Origin of the sequence: Dyadobacter psychrophilus (assembly GCF_900167945.1) — a bacterium.
Taxonomy (GTDB): Bacteria; Bacteroidota; Bacteroidia; order Cytophagales; family Spirosomataceae; genus Dyadobacter; species Dyadobacter psychrophilus.
The window spans coordinates 1,461,256-1,478,745 of record NZ_FUZA01000002.1 but is presented as its reverse complement, the minus strand read 5'-3'; the positions used below and the strand labels follow the sequence as shown (position 1 = coordinate 1,478,745).

16 protein-coding genes are annotated in these 17,490 nt (G+C 46.3%); 7 read left to right on the top strand and 9 right to left on the bottom strand.

Features of this window, described 5'->3' with window-relative positions; translation table 11 throughout:
• Window positions 1–32: 32 nt before the first annotated feature.
• The 3 genes from B5X68_RS13010 to B5X68_RS13000 form a co-directional block, all read right to left on the bottom strand.
• The gene (locus B5X68_RS13010) at window positions 33–626 is read right to left on the bottom strand and encodes a bifunctional nuclease domain-containing protein (RefSeq protein ID WP_082215092.1); all 594 of its coding nucleotides are present in this window, start codon (window positions 624–626) and stop codon (window positions 33–35) included.
• Window positions 627–867: 241 nt separating this feature from the next.
• Entirely contained in the window at window positions 868–1,839 is a 972-nt protein-coding gene (locus tag B5X68_RS13005) for an electron transfer flavoprotein subunit alpha/FixB family protein (RefSeq protein ID WP_082215091.1), read from the bottom strand.
• A 38-nt stretch (window positions 1,840–1,877) separates the two neighbouring features.
• Window positions 1,878–2,615, bottom strand: a complete 738-nt coding sequence (locus tag B5X68_RS13000) for an electron transfer flavoprotein subunit beta/FixA family protein (protein ID WP_082215090.1) — start codon at window positions 2,613–2,615, stop codon at window positions 1,878–1,880.
• 95 nt (window positions 2,616–2,710) lie between these two features.
• Between B5X68_RS13000 and B5X68_RS12995 the strand changes: the two genes are divergently transcribed.
• Together B5X68_RS12995 and B5X68_RS12990 are read left to right on the top strand one after the other, a co-directional pair.
• On the top strand, window positions 2,711–3,037 hold the full coding sequence (locus B5X68_RS12995) for a tetratricopeptide repeat protein (RefSeq protein WP_082215089.1): 327 nt from the start codon (window positions 2,711–2,713) through the stop codon (window positions 3,035–3,037).
• A gap of 170 nt (window positions 3,038–3,207) precedes the next feature.
• Window positions 3,208–3,564, top strand: a complete 357-nt coding sequence (locus B5X68_RS12990) for a hypothetical protein (protein WP_026632110.1) — start codon at window positions 3,208–3,210, stop codon at window positions 3,562–3,564.
• Window positions 3,565–3,606: 42 nt separating this feature from the next.
• Here B5X68_RS12990 and B5X68_RS12985 read toward each other — a convergent pair whose 3' ends face one another.
• Entirely contained in the window at window positions 3,607–4,926 is a 1,320-nt protein-coding gene (locus B5X68_RS12985) for a Gfo/Idh/MocA family protein (RefSeq protein ID WP_082215088.1), read from the bottom strand.
• A gap of 16 nt (window positions 4,927–4,942) precedes the next feature.
• Window positions 4,943–6,241 carry an acetylxylan esterase gene (locus tag B5X68_RS12980; RefSeq protein ID WP_082215087.1) on the bottom strand — a complete coding sequence of 433 codons (1,299 nt, stop codon included), beginning with the start codon at window positions 6,239–6,241 and terminating at the stop codon, window positions 4,943–4,945.
• Between the two features lie 167 nt (window positions 6,242–6,408).
• Here B5X68_RS12980 and rluF point away from each other — a divergent pair, with 167 nt between their 5' ends.
• The 4 genes from rluF to B5X68_RS12960 all read left to right on the top strand — a co-directional run bounded on the left by rluF (window position 6,409) and on the right by B5X68_RS12960 (window position 10,311).
• Window positions 6,409–7,149: a 23S rRNA pseudouridine(2604) synthase RluF gene (rluF, locus tag B5X68_RS12975; protein ID WP_229208387.1), complete on the top strand. Its 741-nt coding sequence runs from the start codon at window positions 6,409–6,411 to the stop codon at window positions 7,147–7,149.
• 20 nt (window positions 7,150–7,169) lie between these two features.
• Window positions 7,170–8,420, top strand: coding sequence for a serine hydrolase (locus tag B5X68_RS12970; protein ID WP_082215086.1), 1,251 nt, complete (start codon window positions 7,170–7,172; stop codon window positions 8,418–8,420).
• 27 nt (window positions 8,421–8,447) lie between these two features.
• Window positions 8,448–9,152, top strand: a complete 705-nt coding sequence (locus tag B5X68_RS12965; protein WP_082215085.1) for a hypothetical protein — start codon at window positions 8,448–8,450, stop codon at window positions 9,150–9,152.
• Between the two features lie 82 nt (window positions 9,153–9,234).
• Window positions 9,235–10,311 (top strand): AI-2E family transporter, encoded by a 1,077-nt coding sequence (locus B5X68_RS12960; RefSeq protein WP_082215084.1) that lies wholly within the window; start codon window positions 9,235–9,237, stop codon window positions 10,309–10,311.
• A 4-nt stretch (window positions 10,312–10,315) separates the two neighbouring features.
• On the opposite strand, the gene B5X68_RS12955 is transcribed toward B5X68_RS12960, so the two are convergent.
• From B5X68_RS12955 to B5X68_RS12945, 3 genes are all read right to left on the bottom strand, one after another.
• On the bottom strand, window positions 10,316–11,281 hold the full coding sequence (locus tag B5X68_RS12955; RefSeq protein ID WP_262485865.1) for a bestrophin family protein: 966 nt from the start codon (window positions 11,279–11,281) through the stop codon (window positions 10,316–10,318).
• A 165-nt stretch (window positions 11,282–11,446) separates the two neighbouring features.
• The gene (locus tag B5X68_RS12950; RefSeq protein ID WP_082215082.1) at window positions 11,447–13,582 is read right to left on the bottom strand and encodes an outer membrane protein assembly factor BamB family protein; all 2,136 of its coding nucleotides are present in this window, start codon (window positions 13,580–13,582) and stop codon (window positions 11,447–11,449) included.
• Window positions 13,583–13,606: 24 nt separating this feature from the next.
• The gene (locus tag B5X68_RS12945) at window positions 13,607–15,562 is read right to left on the bottom strand and encodes a sialate O-acetylesterase (RefSeq protein WP_082215081.1); all 1,956 of its coding nucleotides are present in this window, start codon (window positions 15,560–15,562) and stop codon (window positions 13,607–13,609) included.
• A 129-nt stretch (window positions 15,563–15,691) separates the two neighbouring features.
• Here B5X68_RS12945 and B5X68_RS12940 point away from each other — a divergent pair, with 129 nt between their 5' ends.
• A complete protein-coding gene (locus B5X68_RS12940) occupies window positions 15,692–16,576 on the top strand; it encodes a glycosyltransferase (RefSeq protein ID WP_082215080.1) in 885 nt (294 codons plus the stop codon).
• Window positions 16,577–16,645: 69 nt separating this feature from the next.
• Here the strand turns inward: B5X68_RS12940 and B5X68_RS12935 are convergent, their stop codons facing one another.
• The gene (locus B5X68_RS12935) at window positions 16,646–17,470 is read right to left on the bottom strand and encodes a DUF5672 family protein (RefSeq protein WP_082215079.1); all 825 of its coding nucleotides are present in this window, start codon (window positions 17,468–17,470) and stop codon (window positions 16,646–16,648) included.
• Window positions 17,471–17,490: the final 20 nt, after the last annotated feature.

The following is a 17,490-nucleotide window of genomic DNA, read 5'->3' as shown; positions in this document are numbered from 1 at the left end:
TAACTATTTTTAACTTACCCTGGCCCGCCGTATCAGTTTCTCCTGCCCATTTCATCGCGAATGCTCGCAGCTTTTTCGTAGTCTTCTTTTAAAAGCGCATCGTCCAGCATGCGCTGCAATTCGTCAAATGTGAGGTCACGCAGCTGATCTTTTGAACCTGTGGCTTTCAATGTTTCTTTCACCGCATCTTCATCATCTTCCTCGTCTTCGGTTAGGGAGCTCGAAACAATCCCTGCCTCTGAAAGAATCGCTTCATAAGTGAAAATCGGAATGTCAAAACGCAGACCGATAGCGATGGCGTCAGAGGGACGGGCATCGATTTCCACTTCCCTTAAATTATCCGTGCAGACGATCTTGGCATAAAAAATGCCCTCTTTCAGGTCGGAAATGACGATTTCTTTTAATGTATAATTCATTCCATCCGCAAACGACTTGAAGAGATCGTGGGTCATCGGGCGGTTTGGGACTATATTTTCAATTTGTACTGCAATGGCCTGCGCTTCGAACACACCAATTATAATGGGCAGGCGGCGGTTGCCCAGCTCTTCGCCAAGAACCAGTGCGAAGGAACCGGCCTGAGATTGGCTTGGGGACAGCCCGAGAATTTCTAACTTGATTTTTTTCACGTTTAAACTAAATGCGCAAGTTTGGTTGACAGTTGTGGTGAATATCTTGGATATTTATAATCGAAGTTGCAAAAATAATTAACCCGTACTGCATAAAAAAATGAAGTACGGGTTAAGAAGAGCCTCATTGACAGCCGGATGGAAATAAAGCAGCTTAATTATCTGATTTTTAAGCTATTTTTCTAATCTGACCAGGAGGTATTTATTACAATTAATTTAAATATGGGCTAAATGCGCAGTTTTAGAGATTTTTGGCCGCCTCGGTCAATTTGGGTAAAATTTCAAAAACATCGCCCACAATTCCGTAATCTGCTGCCTTGAAAAACGGCGCTTCGGGATCTTTGTTGATGACCACAATACATTTGGAGCCGTTAACACCTGCCAGGTGCTGGATTGCGCCGGAAATTCCGCAGGCGATGTAGAGATTTGGCGCAACTTTAATTCCGGTTTGACCAATGTGTTCATGGTGTGGACGCCAATCCAGGTCAGAAACGGGTTTTGAACATCCTGTTGCCGCACCAAGCGCTTTGGCAAGATCTACTAATGGTTGCCAATGCTCCGGCCCTTTCATTCCCCGGCCCCCGGAAACAATTATTTGCGCTTCAGTGAGTGACAACTCGGAGCTGGCTTTTTCAACATTGACAACCGAAGCCTGGAAATCGGCGTCGCGCAATTGTGGTGAGAAAGTTTCAACAACAGCGCTAGCGGAAGCCACATCGTTTTCGGTGATTTCAATCACATTCTTTTTCACAACCAGGATTTTGACATCCGATTTCATCTCAGTTGTTGCAAAAGCTTTTCCGGTGAAGATCCCACGGGTTACTTTAAAGGAACCATTGATCTCGGGCAATGCTGTAACGCCGGACACAACGCCTGCCTTCAACTTCGCAGCAGCCCGCGCCGCCATTGCGTCACCCAGGCCCGATTTGGAAAGAACAATGATCTTACTTCCTTCCTGCTCGACTGCCTGCGCCAGTGCATCTGCGTATGCGAGGCTGTTTTCGTGCGTCAGTTTTTCATCCGATGCGTGCAGCACTTTGGACGCGCCATAATTTCCTGCTATTTCAAGCGCAGACGAAGCTGCCGCTCCAATGGCCAGAACAACCGCTTTATCACCCGTTTTTTCTGCGACCTTTGCGCCGTAAGCCACTGCTTCCAGCGATGTTTTTTTGATGGAACCGTTATCCAGTTCTACATATATAAGGACTGACATTTGCTCTCAGTTTTGATTTATAAATTGATTCAAAAAGATCACAGCACTTTTGCTTCTGTTCGTAAAAGCCGGATCAATGTTTCTGCCTCACCTGCCGGGATCATCTTACAAGCACCCTTTGGAGCAGGCAGGAAGTATTTTTCTGGCACGGTCATTTCGTCGACTGAAACGGGCTCTACCACATTTAATGGCTTTGTACGTGCGGTCATTATGCCACGCATGTTGGGAATTTTCCACTCTGCAATCGGTTCCTGGCAGCCCAGCACGAGCGGCAGAGGTGCTTTGAGAATTTCTTTTCCACCGTCAATTTCCCTGCTTATCGTCGCTGAACCGCCTTCAATGTCGAGTTTCATTACGGGAGAGTAGGAGCCTATTCCCAACATTTCCCCAACTAAACCATGCACAACGCCACTATTATAATCTATGGATTCACGCCCCATCAGGATGAGATCGTAGTTATTTTGTTTAGCCACATTCGCAATTTGGACGGCCACGAAGTAAGAATCGAGCGGATCTGCATTGACCCGGATTGCATCGTCTGCACCGATGGCGAGCGCCTTACGGATCTGCGGGTCAGCATCCGCTTCTCCCACGTGCAGAACGGTTAAAGTGCCGCCTGATTGTTCTTTTAATTCAACACCTCTTGCCAATGCATAATCATCATACGGACCGATAATATACTGGATCCCATTTTTATTAAGTCTGGTGTCGTTGTCCGTAAATGTTATCTTAGCGGTTGTATCGGGCACATTGGATATACAAACGAGTATTTTCATGAGCTTTTATTTATAAATAATGTCTGGTATGAGAATAACTTTGTCCGGGCAAATTAAGGGAAATCTTAAATAGTATGCAAGCATAATAATATACAATGAACGGCACTTTACTCAGCAATTTGCTCAGCTTTTATGAAGAAGATCCCAGCGATCCCTTTAATGTTTACGCCCTCGCCATTGAGTATACCAAGTCGGATCCGGAAAAAGCTGCTGATTTTTTTGATATTCTTCTGACCACCCATCCGGATTACCTGCCTACATATTATCATGCTGGTTCATTTTTTGCTTCAAAAGAAGAAGTAGAAAAGGCGGAGGAAATTTATCGCAAAGGGGTGGCACTGGCGCTTTTACAAAAAAACACCAAAGCACATCAGGAGCTTTTAAGGGCCTATTACAATTTTATGGATGAGATGGACGACTAACTGATTGGGGTAAAAATTTGCTGATTAGGGCAAAAACCTGTACCTTTCATGATTAGTAAGAATACTACAATCCAGACTGCTTTCGGTAAAATACTTCCTCTGCTCAGTTTAGTTTGATTTTTATGGAGTTCCCTGGTTGACGGGAGAGAAAAAATTATTCATTTAATATTATGGAAAAGGAATTATTTATTCCACTTGTGGTAAAGTGGGCACAGGCGCATGGGTTTAAGGATATCCAGGCCAATATGGAAGGATTTGAAACACCGAAGTCCTACGAACGGGCCGCCGACAATGCCAAATTTACCCCGGATGTAACTGGCGTAAATATGTTCAACAGGCACTATCTTGAAGTGTCAATGAAAACAGATCAGCTACGCGGAAGCATTTCAAAATGGAAGTTGCTGAGCGAGCTTGCAGGCATGAAAGGTGCTAAATTATATCTGATGGCGCCACGAGGACATGTCAGGTTCACACGCGAAATCATAGATCAGTACAACATTCCGGCGGAGGTTGTGAAGATCGACTAAATGAAAAAGGGATTGTTAAAGCTAACAATCCCTTTTTCTTGCTTATGCCTGCGGATATTTCCATTCTCCCCGGTATTCTCTGCTCAAAAGCTTGTTTGCTTCCGGATCTCCCTCGATCGTTTCCTTTTCCCCGTCCCAGATAATGCTTCTGCCCAATTTGAGGGACAGCATTCCCAGTAACGCAACATTCGTTGAACGTTGCCCGATTTCTATCTCAGAGATCGGCGGCTTGTTCGTTTTGATGGATTCAATAAAGTTTGCCCAAAGTTCCTTAATGTTCTGATCATCCGGCTTGTTGAGCTGGGCGTCCTGGTGAATGACCGGTTTTTTGGGGTCTGTTGGGTAAAACGTCCAACCGTCAAGCCAGCCCATGTGGAACGTGCCTTCGGTTCCGTAGAAATAAACGCCTACTGCCTGTTGCGGATGTGTTTTTTCCGCATTATTAGCAGCAAAATTCCGGTGTTCCCATTCCAATGTAAAACCATCGAAATCGTAAACCGCAACCTGATGATCCGGAGCGTCCGTATTGTCCTGCCTGATCGCCCTGCCACCGGTCGAATAAACCTTTTTCGGATATTTCTGTTCCGACCACCACAAAACCTGATCAAGCCAGTGAATGCCCCAGTCGCCTAATGTTCCGTTTGCGAAATTGAGATAACCGCGAAATCCTCTCGGATGCATGGTTTTATTATATGGCAGCAACTGCGCCGGGCCACAGTAAAAATCCCAGTCCATGCCTTGCGGCGGTTCGGAGTCGGGTGTTTTCTGGCCCGGGCCGCCACCATAATGTACAAACGCCCGCGCCATCCCGACTTTCCCAGCCTTACCCGATTTCAAAAACTCCATTCCCGACACATTATGTGGAGAAACGCGCCTGTGCGTGCCCACTTGCACGATCTTTCCATGCTTGCGTGTCGCATTGACCATTGCCCTGCCTTCTTTGATCGTATGCGAAATAGGTTTCTCTACATACACGTGCGCGCCCGATTCAATGGCAGCAATGCAGCACAGCGCATGCCAGTGGTCCGGCGTAGCAACGATGACCACTTCCGGCTTTTCTTTGGCCAGCAATTCACGGAAATCCTTGTAAATCTTCGGCTTATCCGGCGTGAGCTTAGCCATCTCTGCGGCGCAAACTTTGAGCTGGTTATCGTCGACATCGCAAAGCGCAACCAACTTGTTTTCACCCGATTGCAATGCGCAGCGCAGGATGTTGGTTCCCCACCAGCCCGTTCCGATCAATGCCGTGCGGTAAGGAGCGGCGCGGCTTATTGCGCTCAAAAGTGGCAGTGATGAGAAGGCAGCACTCGAAAGTGCTGCTCCGGCAAGTGCCGACTTTTCAATAAAGTTTCTACGATCCATTTTTAATGTTTTTAAACTATTTTTTAGTCAGTTTTTCGATCAGCCAGTTGTTCATGATGTCCTTTTCTTCCTGGTAAGTCCAGTGGCCAGTGTCCAGGAACAGTTTCAGCTCTTTAGGCGCAGTGGTGACATTATAAGCCGCATACATGGAAGTAGGGGGGCAGGTTTCATCATTGTATCCCCAGATATAAAAACCAGGCACCTTAACCCTTCTGGCGAAATTCACTACGTCGTAATAAGCCACCGTTGCTACTTTCTCTTTGGTGTTGTTCCATTTTACACCGGTTTTGTCAAAGTAATGTGGCCAGCCGCCTGCGCGTCCGTGCAGGTAACCCGTTACATCACTCAATGCAGGATAAAAAGCGCCCAGCCATTTCACGCGCGGATCAAGACCAGCGGTGATGATCGACAATGCGCCGCCCTGGCTTCCGCCGGTTACCGCCAGATTTGTCCCGTCATATTGAGGCAGGCTTGTCAGGAAATCATTAGCGCGCACACAGCCGAGATAAACCCTTTTGTAATAAAATTTATCGCGGTCATCCATATTGTATGCAGGATAACCATTCAAAAGTCCCTGGCCCATATCGGTGTATACGGAAGGATCCATAATGACGGAAATGCCGTGAATCCCTATTTCGAGTGTGATAATGTCCTTTTCGGCCGTCACCACGTCGCCATAGTAGGCGCGCACCCCGGCACCGGGAACGCGCAGCAGCGCAGGATATTTTCCTTCATTTTTCGGGATGCTCAGGATGCCGTAAACGCGAACGCCTTTGCGGTTATTTTGAAGGTTCAGGTGATATACATTAACTTTTTCGGTGCAACGTTCGGGCAGGAGCGTCATTTTGGCGTCCATCGGAACGGCGGACAATTCCTGCTTGGCTGCGGCCCAGAATGTGTCGAAATCCTGTGGATTAGCCACAGTGGGTTCAATTTTTTGTGGATCAAAGCCTGCTGTTGCCAAGCCGCGATATTCGTTTCCATCCACGGTTACCCAGGCAATGCATCTTAAAAAACCGGGTGTTTTTAGCGTTCCGCCGTCAATGGTCAGTTTGCCATCAGCGGCTGTTTTTGTTTCCTTAATAGTAGGTTCCAGCTTTTCAAGCCCGATTTCGTAGCGTATCGAGGCATTTTTAACCAAATTCCCATTCCGCGTGACCGTTACCAGGAATTGAACTTTATCACCGGTTTTATAGGTCCAGTCGTCCCGGTCCGCCGTAACTACGATCTCTACGGGTCGCCTCGCAGGCTGTGCGGCTACGGTTAATAAAGAAAGCCAGAACAGAACGGCTAATGGTAAAAAACGATTTCTCATAAGGGATTAGATTCATTAATTGAATTGAAAATTTTTCAGCTTGTAACGTAAAAGTGACAACGTTCCGGAATCTTTAATAAAAACCGGATATTTTTTGCGAATTGCAGTAATTTGCTTTTCGATAGGAAAGCCATCACGGCTTAGCATAAGAATTAAAAAGCAGGATTTTGATCAGGATAAATAAATATATCAGCGAAACAGGCTTTTGTTCGCGGCGGGAAGCGGACAGGCTGGTGGAACAGGGCCGGGTAATGCTGAATGGCAGAAGGGCGGTTTTGGGAGACAAGGCCACGGCAGCCGATGAAGTGAAAATTGATGGCAAATTATTGAAGGTAAGGAAGGCGGCCGTATACATTGCATTTAACAAACCGGTTGGCATAACTTGTACGACGGAACGCGATGTGAAAGGAAATATCATTGATTATATCCGCCATCCCGAGCGTATTTTCCCGATCGGCAGGTTGGATAAACCCTCCGAAGGGCTCATTTTTCTGACCAGTGACGGCGACATTGTGAACAAAATCCTGAGAGCAGGAAATAATCACGAAAAGGAATATGTAGTTACAGTTGACAAGCAGATCACGCCTGAATTTGTGAATAAAATGGCATCGGGCGTTCCTGTTTTGGGCACCATCACCAAAAAGTGTTTCGTAAAAAAAGAAGCAAGCCACGTCTTTACAATTGTACTCACCCAGGGCCTTAACCGCCAGATCCGGCGCATGTGTGAGTATTTGGGCTACCATGTTACCAAGCTGAAACGTGTCAGGATCATGAATGTAACATTGGAAAATTTACCCACCGGAAAATGGCGGGACCTAACGGCGGAGGAAATGGAAACCATCAATGCCGCCATTGAAACGTCGGTTAAGACCGAAGAAGGCTCCTATATATCGGGCTGGGAAGAGTAGCTTATCAAAACATTCGGATTATGGTTCGGTTATTTACGGCGTGCATTTTGCTGAGTTGCATTTCCACTTTTTGCTTTGCGCAGGAAACGGATACATTGTTTCTGGAAAAGCTGCTCAGGAGCAAACCCGAGCTGTTTTCTGGTATTTTGAACCACCCCAAAAAGAACGAAGTGCAGATCCTGTACACACAGATCGATCGCGACAAGAACAATGTTCCGCATTTCAGAAGTTACAGCTATAACCTGAACGACCTGCATTATTTTTTTCCCGCAAGCACGGTTAAGCTGCCAACGGTAATTTTTGCACTCGAAAAGATCAACGAGCTCAATGTGCCTGGACTTACCGCCAAAAGTACAATGCTAACAGGATCTGCTTTTGCCCGGCAAACCGCTGTGGATAAGGACAGTTCTTCGGAAAACGGCCTTCCGTCTCTGGAACATTACATAAAAAAGATCCTGCTCGTTAGCGACAATGATGCCTACAACCGGCTTTACGAGTTTATCAGCAGGGCGGAAATAAACCAGAAATTGAAGAAATATGGCTTAACCACGAGTCGCATCCTCAACCGTTATGCAGTGAAGGACACGGACATTACTTCGCGAAATACGAATCCGGTTTCGTTTTATGATCGCGACAGCCTCGTTTATTATCAGCATGGTAAATTTGATCCGCTGGATTATCCGCTTGCATTGTCCAATACGAGCATGGGGAAGGCTTATATGGACAGTTCGGACCGGTTTGTAGCAAAGCCTTTTAATATGGCAAATAAGAATGCATTCAGTATAACAGATCAGCAGAAAGTGATGAAAAAGCTGCTTTTCCCCGAAACATTCCCTGAAAATGAGCGCTTTAATCTGACCCGGCAGGACTATAATCTGATTTACACTTACATGAGCAAGTATCCTTCTGAAAGCGATTTTCCGAAATACGATCCGAAGGAATTCTGGAATGTGTATGCCAAATTTTTATTCTATGGTGCTGATAAAGAGGTGATTCCGAGATCAAACATTCGGATTTTCAATAAGTATGGCGATTCCTATGGCTTCATCATTGACAATGCTTTCATCGTTGATTTTGAAAATAAGATCGAATTTATGCTGACAGCCGTTGTGCAATCCAATGAAGATGGCGTTTATAATGATGACAAATATGAGTATAAAGAGGTTTGCTACCCGTTCATGAAAAACCTTGGTCAGGCGATTTATGAATATGAATTGAAGAGAAAAAAGGAATATTTGCCCGATTTGTCTAAATTTATAATGAAATATTGAAAAAAACTTACCCTAACCCGTATAGCCATGAAGCGTTGGTTTTTGCTCATTGTCATGCTGATATCAGGAAACATTGTCCGTGCCCAGACCAATGACATTTACCGCGTGAAGAACGGCTCCGATGTCAACAAAGTGATTCCTTTTGAACAACGTTATCAGTTTAGCAAATTTCAGGATGGCCGGGTGCTGTTTCGCAACGGCAAAATTTCCAGAGCGCCGATGAATTACAGCCTCGTTCATGGCGAGGTATTATTTGTTGATGCCAAAAAGGATACATTGATGTTTATTGATAACGAGTATATCAACAAGATTTTCGTTGGGGACGCAATATACTATTACACAAAAGACCACGGACATGTTCATGCGATCAATGATTTTGATGGCGTAAAACTGGGGAATAAACAGTTTTTAGTCAGAATGGGAAATGAAAAATATGCTTCCTACGAACGGTATTCTTCAACCTCGGCCATTTCAAGTTATACCTCTTTTATTAATTCAAATGGCAATTTTCAGGATCTGGAAAGTAATGTGAAGGTCGTTTTGAAGCGGAGGTCTATTTTCTTCCTGATTGACCAAAACGATCGGGTGATGTTTGCTACACGTCCCAACCTGCTGAAAATCTATTCCAAAAACAAAAGAAAGCTCAGCGAATACTTAAAAGACAACCAAACAAGTTTCGAAAAAGAAGAAGACTTGAAAAATGCGCTGGAATTTGCCAGTCGACTGGAATAGGCGAGCTGAATAAGCACAGGACGTATAATGTGTATCGGCGTCTTGGAATGATTTTTTATATTTCCCTCGAAACATATTCTTCATGAAGGAAAGCGTCTCTAAGTTCTTAGTTTGGGTATTATTGATCATTGCAATTCCGGCCGGCCTGTATTTCGGCAAAACTTTCCTGGCGCCACTTGCCATCGGCGTCGTGTTATCCATGATGCTCATTCCGATTATGGACTGGCTCATGTCCAAAGGGTTTTCAAAAGGCTGGGCCGTAGCCGGGAGCACGGTAACATTGCTGATGTTTCTGGTATTTTTGGGATTGCTGATTACAATTCAGGTGAAAATGATCTCCCGGGACTGGGCCCAGATTGAAAAGCAATCAGTTCAATATCTGGAACATGCGCAAAAATTTATCGAAGCCAAGTCCGGCCTGGATCCGGACGAACAGCTTGCTCAGGCGAAAACAATGTTATCAAAACTCGGAACCGGCAGTCCTGCGGCAATCGGATCGGTAGGAGGGGCCATTGCCAATGTGATCCTGATTATCGTCTACGTAGTTTTGGTGCTGTCACAAAGAGCGCGTTTCAAAGAATTTATATTGCTCAATTTTCCCAAACAGGACCATATCCGCGTTCGGAAGGCATTAAAGGAGATCCGGAAAACATCGGGCGGCTATTTCTACGGAATGCTGAAAGCCATGATCATTCTGGCGATCCTTTACGGGACAGGTTTTATGATCGGCGGCGTTAAGTATGCTTTTCTGCTTGCCCTCATCGCCGCTGTATTTTCATTTATTCCCTACGTCGGCAATGCAATCGGCGGAAGTTTGGCGGCTATGCTGGCATTGGTCTCAGGCGGGCCTTCGAGTGTGCTGGTCGTGGTGATCGTCATGTTTGCCACACAAATGATCGACAACTACATTACGCAGCCTTATGTCGTGGGCAAAGAAGTTGATCTTAATCCATTTATGACCATCACTTCGGTGGTCGCTTTCGGCGTACTGTGGGGCATTGCAGGAGCGGTTATCGCCATTCCGATCACCGGCATTATCCGGGTTACATTCCAATATTTGCCTAACACCAAGTCACTGGCTTTCCTGATGGGAAATGAAAAGCCGGTGATGGATCTGGAACGGGTTAAGGAACAGGTTGACGAGCGAAACAGCGCCTAGGCAATTACATTAAAATGTTGTTGACGGCTTTTACCGGCGCGGGAATGTTCGCTTCGTCCAGCATTTCGCGGAGATCGATTTCAATGGTACGGCAAATGGCCGTCATCGGAATGTCGTTTATCGCGTTTTCAAAAGGATTTTCGCTCGTATCGCCAACAACTTCCATGGTGTAAAACACCCATCCGATGATCATGTAGCTGGGGATCGCGAGCCATAACATGCCGTCGCCGAGTTTTGCAAATTCACCAATAAGGCCGAATGGCAGGATCGCTAAAAACAGCCAGACGAAAACTTTGGAGAAAAATGCATACTGGCGTGGAAAAGGAAAATTTTTGATCCTTTCCGCTGCGCCCTGCTGATTATAAAATTCCTGAATCAACCCCATCATCTGGAAATAAAACAACTCATTGATCGCGCCTTTGCGGAAAACCGCGTCCAGCTGTTTGGCCTGGGCTTTCAAAATGTGCGTTGCAGGATTTTTTTTGGACAAAAAATATTCGGTTTCGCCAGGCAGCAGAAAATTATTTAATGTGTGCAAAAGAGGAAATTCATCCGGGTCCATCTGATCGGCGACTACATGATGGGCGATGGAATGTTTATCATCCCAGACACTCTTCGCGCGAAGTTGTAGACGCAGGGCATTAACATAAGCGATGTGCCTGTGTATGAGCTTGATACTGATTTCTTTCGCATTATGCTCAGGATCCGCGGGTAATGGCTGAATGTAAGTGGCTGCAAAGGTTCCCCATGAGCGGCTCGCGTTCACGATGGCTCCCCAGATGCGCCTGGCTTCCCAGAGCCTTTCGTAGGATGAATTGTTTTTAAAACCCACATAAAACGCCACCGCCGTACCAATCAGCCCGATTGGAACGAAGGATATGCCGAGCGTGATGCCTGAAACATAACTCAACGTGCAAAGGACGACGGCATAAATAAAGAAGATCATTATTGGCCTCCATGCGAAGGACATAACGATCCCTAGTTTGATTTCACGAGCGGTATACATTCAGTTTGATAGGAAAAGGTGCTGTTACAACTACCAAGATTTAACTTTTGAGTAAAAACAGAAGGTAACATTACGGTGAAGCAGATATTTTTAAACATTAAGCTTCCGAAACCGGAAGTGGAAATTTTATCATTCCAATGCAAAAGCTACATATTGGTTACCCTTCTTCGTCCCAAGCTTTGTGCCGCCGCATGCGATCACCACATACTGCTTGCCGTTCACGGCGTAAGTTGAAGGCGTGGCAAACCCGGCGGCGGGAAGCATTGTTTCCCAAAGCAGCTTTCCATTTTTTTTATCATAAACCCTGAATTTCCCGTCTTTGCTCGCGGCAATGAATAATAGGCCGCTGGCAGTAACCACAGGTCCGCCATAGTTTTCGGTTCCTGTTGTTGGGACGCCTTGCTTTTTCAGAGATTCAACTTCACCAAAAGGGATTCTCCACAGGAATTCGCCCGTGTTGAGGTTAATGGCATTTAATGTTCCCCAGGGCGGAGCAATGGCTGGAAGACCATTTGCATCGAGAAATTTGTTGTAGCCCGTGCTCTGATATGGCAGATACACTTTTTGGGAGGCCGTTGCACCGGAAGCAGCTTCCACCTTTTCGTCTCCGAACAAAAACGAGACAAGCGATTGCTTTTCGTCAGCTGTGAGCATGGTGAAACCGGGCATCATGCCTTTACCGGAGGTGATGATCTGGCTTACAAAAGCGCGGTCGCGGCGCGCGTCGATGTCGACGAGCGAAGGATAACCGCTTTTGGCGTTCCCTTTGCGCTGCGGGCCGTGGCAGGTGACGCAATACGTTGTATACACTTTTTCTCCGGGGCTGAGATTGGACATTTCACTGACTTTCGGAGTATCTTTCATGGTAAGTATCCATGCCATTTCGTTGCTGTTCACATATAATATGCCGTCCTCGGGGTCAGCAGCGGCGCCTCCCCATTCTGCTCCTCCGTCGAAGCCCGGCATGATCACCGTGCCTTCTTTACTGGGTGCTGCAAATAATGCTTTTTTATAACTTTTAAATTTAATCACAAGCGAATCGTGATCCGGCGCGTAACGGCTTATGTCTTTCTCCGTTAACGTGTAAGCTTGCCTTGCATACGAAGCGGGTTTGGTTGGGACTGGCTGTGTGGGCCACGGGAATTCTCCTGGCAATGCATCCTTTGGTGCGGTAACTTCCCTGATCGGAAACAATGGCTTGCCCGTAACACGGTCGAAAATAAAAACGTAACCCTGCTTGCTGACCTGCGCCACGGCATCGATTTTCCGGGGCTGACCGTCGGGACCTTTTTGCGTAACGGTAATTAAGTTAGGCGGCGCAGGCAGATCGCGGTCCCACATATCGTGGTGCATGGTTTGATAGTGCCACAAACGCTTGCCTGTCCGCGCGTCCAGCGCAATGAGGCAGTTGGCAAAAAGGTTTGTGCCTTTTCTTTTTCCGCCATAAAAATCATATCCCGCCGAGCCGGTAGGAACATACAAAATTCCCCGCCCGCGATCAATGGCCGTTCCCGCCCAGTTGTTGGCAGCTCCTGTGAATGTATTTTTGTACGCATCCGGCGGGAATGTTTCATAGCCAAATTCGCCTGGATAAGGGATTGTGTGGAATGTCCAGGCTAGCTTCCCCGTCCTGACATTGAATGCGCGCAAATCTCCCGGAGCCGCATCGGAATCTTCCGAAAGTCTTATCGGCATCACGATCAGATCCTCGAATATCGTCCCGGGCGTGTTGGAAACCATGTATTTATCTTTGGCTACGTCTGGTAAACCGGTGCGTAAGTCTATTTTCCCTTTGTCTCCGAAAGTCTCTATCGGCTTTCCGGTCTTCGCGTCCAAGGCATACAGGGATGAGCCCATGGCGTGCATAATGCGCTTGTCCTCGCCATCGCTCCAATAGGTGAGCCCGCGACTTGTGTTGGACCCGTTCTTTGATTTATCCCCAAAAATCCAGATCTGCTTGCCTGTTGCAGCGTCCAATGCAAAAGCCTGGACGGTATTGGTTACGCCGTACAAAACGCCGTCGACAATGATCGGATTCACTTGCGTCTGGCCAGAATCTGGCATAGCGTATGTCCAGGCGACTTTTAGCTTGTTCACATTCTCCCGGTTGATTTGCGTGAGCGGGGAATAATGGTTGCGGTCCGGGCCACCCAGATATTCCGGCCATTCTGTGTCCTCTGCTGGTTTGTTTTCAAATTCTTTTTGCTGAATGGCAACCAAAAGAAGTGCTGACGCAGCAATGCATACGGAAAGAGGTTTTAACATATAGAGGGATGAATAAAATGCTGGTTACTGAAATTTGCCATTGACTGAGCGGCCGGGCCAATCGTCGGTCCTGAAACTGCTGGCTGGAAAGCCGTCCGTGCTGAATAAATTAGCTTCTTCGGGCGCGTCCGACCAGGCATATCTTACAGAAACCGGTTTGGGTACTTTCGGATGCGAAACCTCAACCGTATTTCCCTTGATTTCCGCCTTTGCATAATAAAAAACTTTGTCGTCGCCGGCAATTTCAAAGCCTCTGAGATAACCGTAACGATCCTTCACAGTTAAACCATTTTCGGCGTGTTTAAATGTTACAACCCCCTTTCCATCATTGAATTGTGCTTTGTCATACAGAGGAGAAGAATAGGGGATGTTTTGTCTGTAATCGTTTTTGAGAGCCTGGGTCGCCAGCCTATGGGCGACGTCCTGTTTGTTTGTCGGGTGAATGTTATTGGGGTTGCCAACGTCCGTGGTCACGGCCATGCCTGTTTTCGGGAGGCTTAATGTCATATTTTGCGCTTCGCGTAACTCTGCCCAATAACTTCCTTTATTGCTATCCTCATCTTTTCCATAGCTTGAAAGCTGCACCCAGTAAAAAGAAAATTCATCATTCCATAGCCTGCGCCAATCATTGATCATCAGCGGGAACGACTTGCGATATTGGTAAGCCCTTCCCGTGTTAGCCTCGCCCTGATACCAAAGTGATCCGCGGATTGCGAACGGCAGCAGCGGAACGATCATTGCGTTGTAAATGCTCGTGCCGACATTGTTCATCAAGTGCGCATATTCGTGCTTTTCGGCAAATGAAGGCATAAGCAGCCAATCTTTGGCCAGACTGATTTGGACTGAGCCGTCTTCCACATAAATGTCATTTGCATTGCCCATCATTCCCGGCCCGAACCAGGGCGTGCTAATCATGTTTCCGAGATCTATAACCAGCTGGTTTTTGCCTTCTTTCCAGGAATTAGCCGGGATTTTTACTTTGCGAACGCCTTTCGCGGCAGTTTGGCCAATTAGTTTACCATTGATATAAATCTTGTTCGGACTGTCATTTTCGGCCAATGATAAAGTGGTTTCCTGCCCGATCAGATCGGCGGGGATCGCCACTTCTTTGGCCATATAACCCTTTCCGCGATAGCCCATTAAGCCTTTCCAATCCCATTGTCCAACGGGATCTACCGTCTTAAGCCAGGTTGAAAAATCAGCATTTCCACTCACATATTTTTTTTCGTCCTCAGGCGTGGGAGTGTAAGAATCACTTTTGAAAAGCGTTTTCCTGAGCTTGGCGTCCATCATCATATCGGCTTCCTGCCAGGATTCAGGCAGGTTTTGCGCGTAAGTTTTCAGCTCATCATCGCTTAGCATGCCTTCTTTACTTATCCAGCCTTCTATTTGTGATCCACCCCAGGAAGAATGTAGCAGGCCAATGGGAATGTTTAGCTTTTGATATAATTCACGCGCAAAGAAAAATCCCACAGCTGTAAAACCGCCCACCGTTTCCGATGAAGCGATTTGCCATTCACCGGCGGTCAGATCCATTTCCGGCTCCAACGTCACATTGTGCTCAACCTTGAAATGACGGATCTGGGGAAAATTTGCGTTTTGTTTTTCTATTGCAAAATCTTTCGCGGACGCTACGCTCCATTCCATATTGGATTGCCCGGAGCAAAGCCACACTTCGCCTATAAGGATATCATTTACAGTCGTTTGCCCTGATTTCGCTGACACGTTCAGCGTATGCGGCCCACCGGCTTCCAACGGAGTGAACCTGACCATCCATTTGCCGGAGGCGTCCGCTTTGGTTTGCAGTGTTTGCTGAGCGAGCATTACTTTCACCTTTTCACCGGCTTTTGCCCAGCCCCAGACCGGAATGGGTTTTTGTCTTTGTAAAACAACATGATCAGAAAACAGCCGGGCGAGTTTTACCTGTGCGAAAACCGATGTGTTGAGCAGCAGGAAAAGAAAAAGTAAAAAGCGTTTCATTGGTAGTGGAAAAAGTTTGTAACCCCTTTAAAATACCGCCAGGGTGCACTTTCTACTTAAAGCCCTAACTTTGCGAACCACTGCCTGTGTGTCGAAAGCAATTAATTTAAGCCCCATTACCCACAAATAATGATATCTGTAATCATCTGCTCCGCCAATCCCTTAGACCTGCAATTGGTGAAGGAGAATATTGGTGAAACCATTGGTGCCGCTCACGAGATTATCGCTTTTGATAACGGGAATGCTGAAAAGGGCATTTGCGAGCTTTACAATGAAGGAACGAAGCAGGCGAGATATGATATCCTGGTGTTTATGCATGAGGATATTGAAATGAAAACGGAGGACTGGGGAGCGAAAGTTTTGGAAATATTTGCTGCTGACCCGAACCTGGGATTAATGGGCGTTGCGGGTGGCGGATACAAGTCGGTGGTGCCTTCGAGCTGGTATAATGCAGATCTGGAAATAAATGGCGGGTTTTATTGTAATCTGATTCAGGGCTTCAAGTACTCGGGTAGGGAGTCATTTTTGGATTACCGTAATGCGAAAAATGAGAAACTCACCAAAGTAGCAAGCATTGACGGTTGCTGGATGGCGACCCGAAAGTCAATAGCACTTGCCAATCCTTTTGACCAAAATCTCTTGAAACATTTCCATGCATACGACATTGATTTTTCGCTTGCAGCAGGAAGGCAATATGATGTGGCGGTGACTTATGAAGTGCTCCTGAGCCATTTTTCAGAGGGGAATTTCAGTCACGATTGGGAAGGTGAAATCTTGAAAGTCCATAAAAAGTGGGGCGCCATATTACCCGTCAATGCAGACGGGCTGGATGAAAAAACGCTGCTTAGATATGAACGCCGGGCTTTCAAAATGTATTTTAAAAAGCAGCTGGACAAAGGTAAAACCTACAATGAGCTCATGAATATCTGCTGGAACGCAAGAAAATCCCGGATCTTTAAGGGATGGAAGTGGTATAAGTTGTTTGTAGATCTTTGGAGAGTGGTCAATGAGTGAATTTTGAATGAGTGAATGAGTGAATGTTTTATTTAATTCACTCATTCACTCATTCACTCATTCACTCATTCACTCATTCAAAACTATCTCATACCCAAGATCGCTCAATATGGGCTTCCAATACTTTAAATTATCAGCTGCGTCCCAGGCGTGGCAGCCGAAGGGCAGGCCCTTGTTGAACCTTACGCCGCGTTCCGGGTTGTTTTCTATGGAGAATTTATAAGCGGTTTTGAATGCGGGAATGCGCAAATGATGCCATTTCCTGTTCACTTCAATGCTCCAAAACACATCTTCGTGAAACTGGTGTTCGTGACGCTGATGATATTCCTTCACCTTATCCTGCATCCTGCTGGCGAGATTGAAGAACTTTTTAACCCGCCTGAGCGAAAAACCGCCATTTCCCACCACATTATCGAACTGCCGCTGAATGGGCAATCCGTCTTCGAATGTATTTTTCCAAATATGATACAGTGTGATGGCGCGTGTTTTAAATGCTTTCACAATGTCTGGTTCTTCCAAACGCTTCGGCCAGGGAGCGCCAATGTAGTCATAACCGCTGCTGCACCACTTCAAAAGTTCATCCTTAAAAACAAATGCGTCCAGCTGATAGATCAGAATGAACTCATAGCCAAGGAATTGCTGGTAAAAGTCGGGGCTTAGCATCAGCTTGTTATAACCCTGGACATTCTCAAAAAACGCGGGATCGAAACTGACAGACCCCGTAAAAATGTTGTCGCTGCCCAATTCCGATAAATCAAGTGTTTCCGGTTTCAGCGCAATGATCGGATGGCTGGAAAGCACTTTCCTGCATTGCTGAATGGAAATTTTCTCGTAGTCTGAAAGCTGCGTTTTGTAAACGGGAACAACAACAGCAACTTTTTGGGTGCTACTCATCTGGGACAAATTTCGGGGTG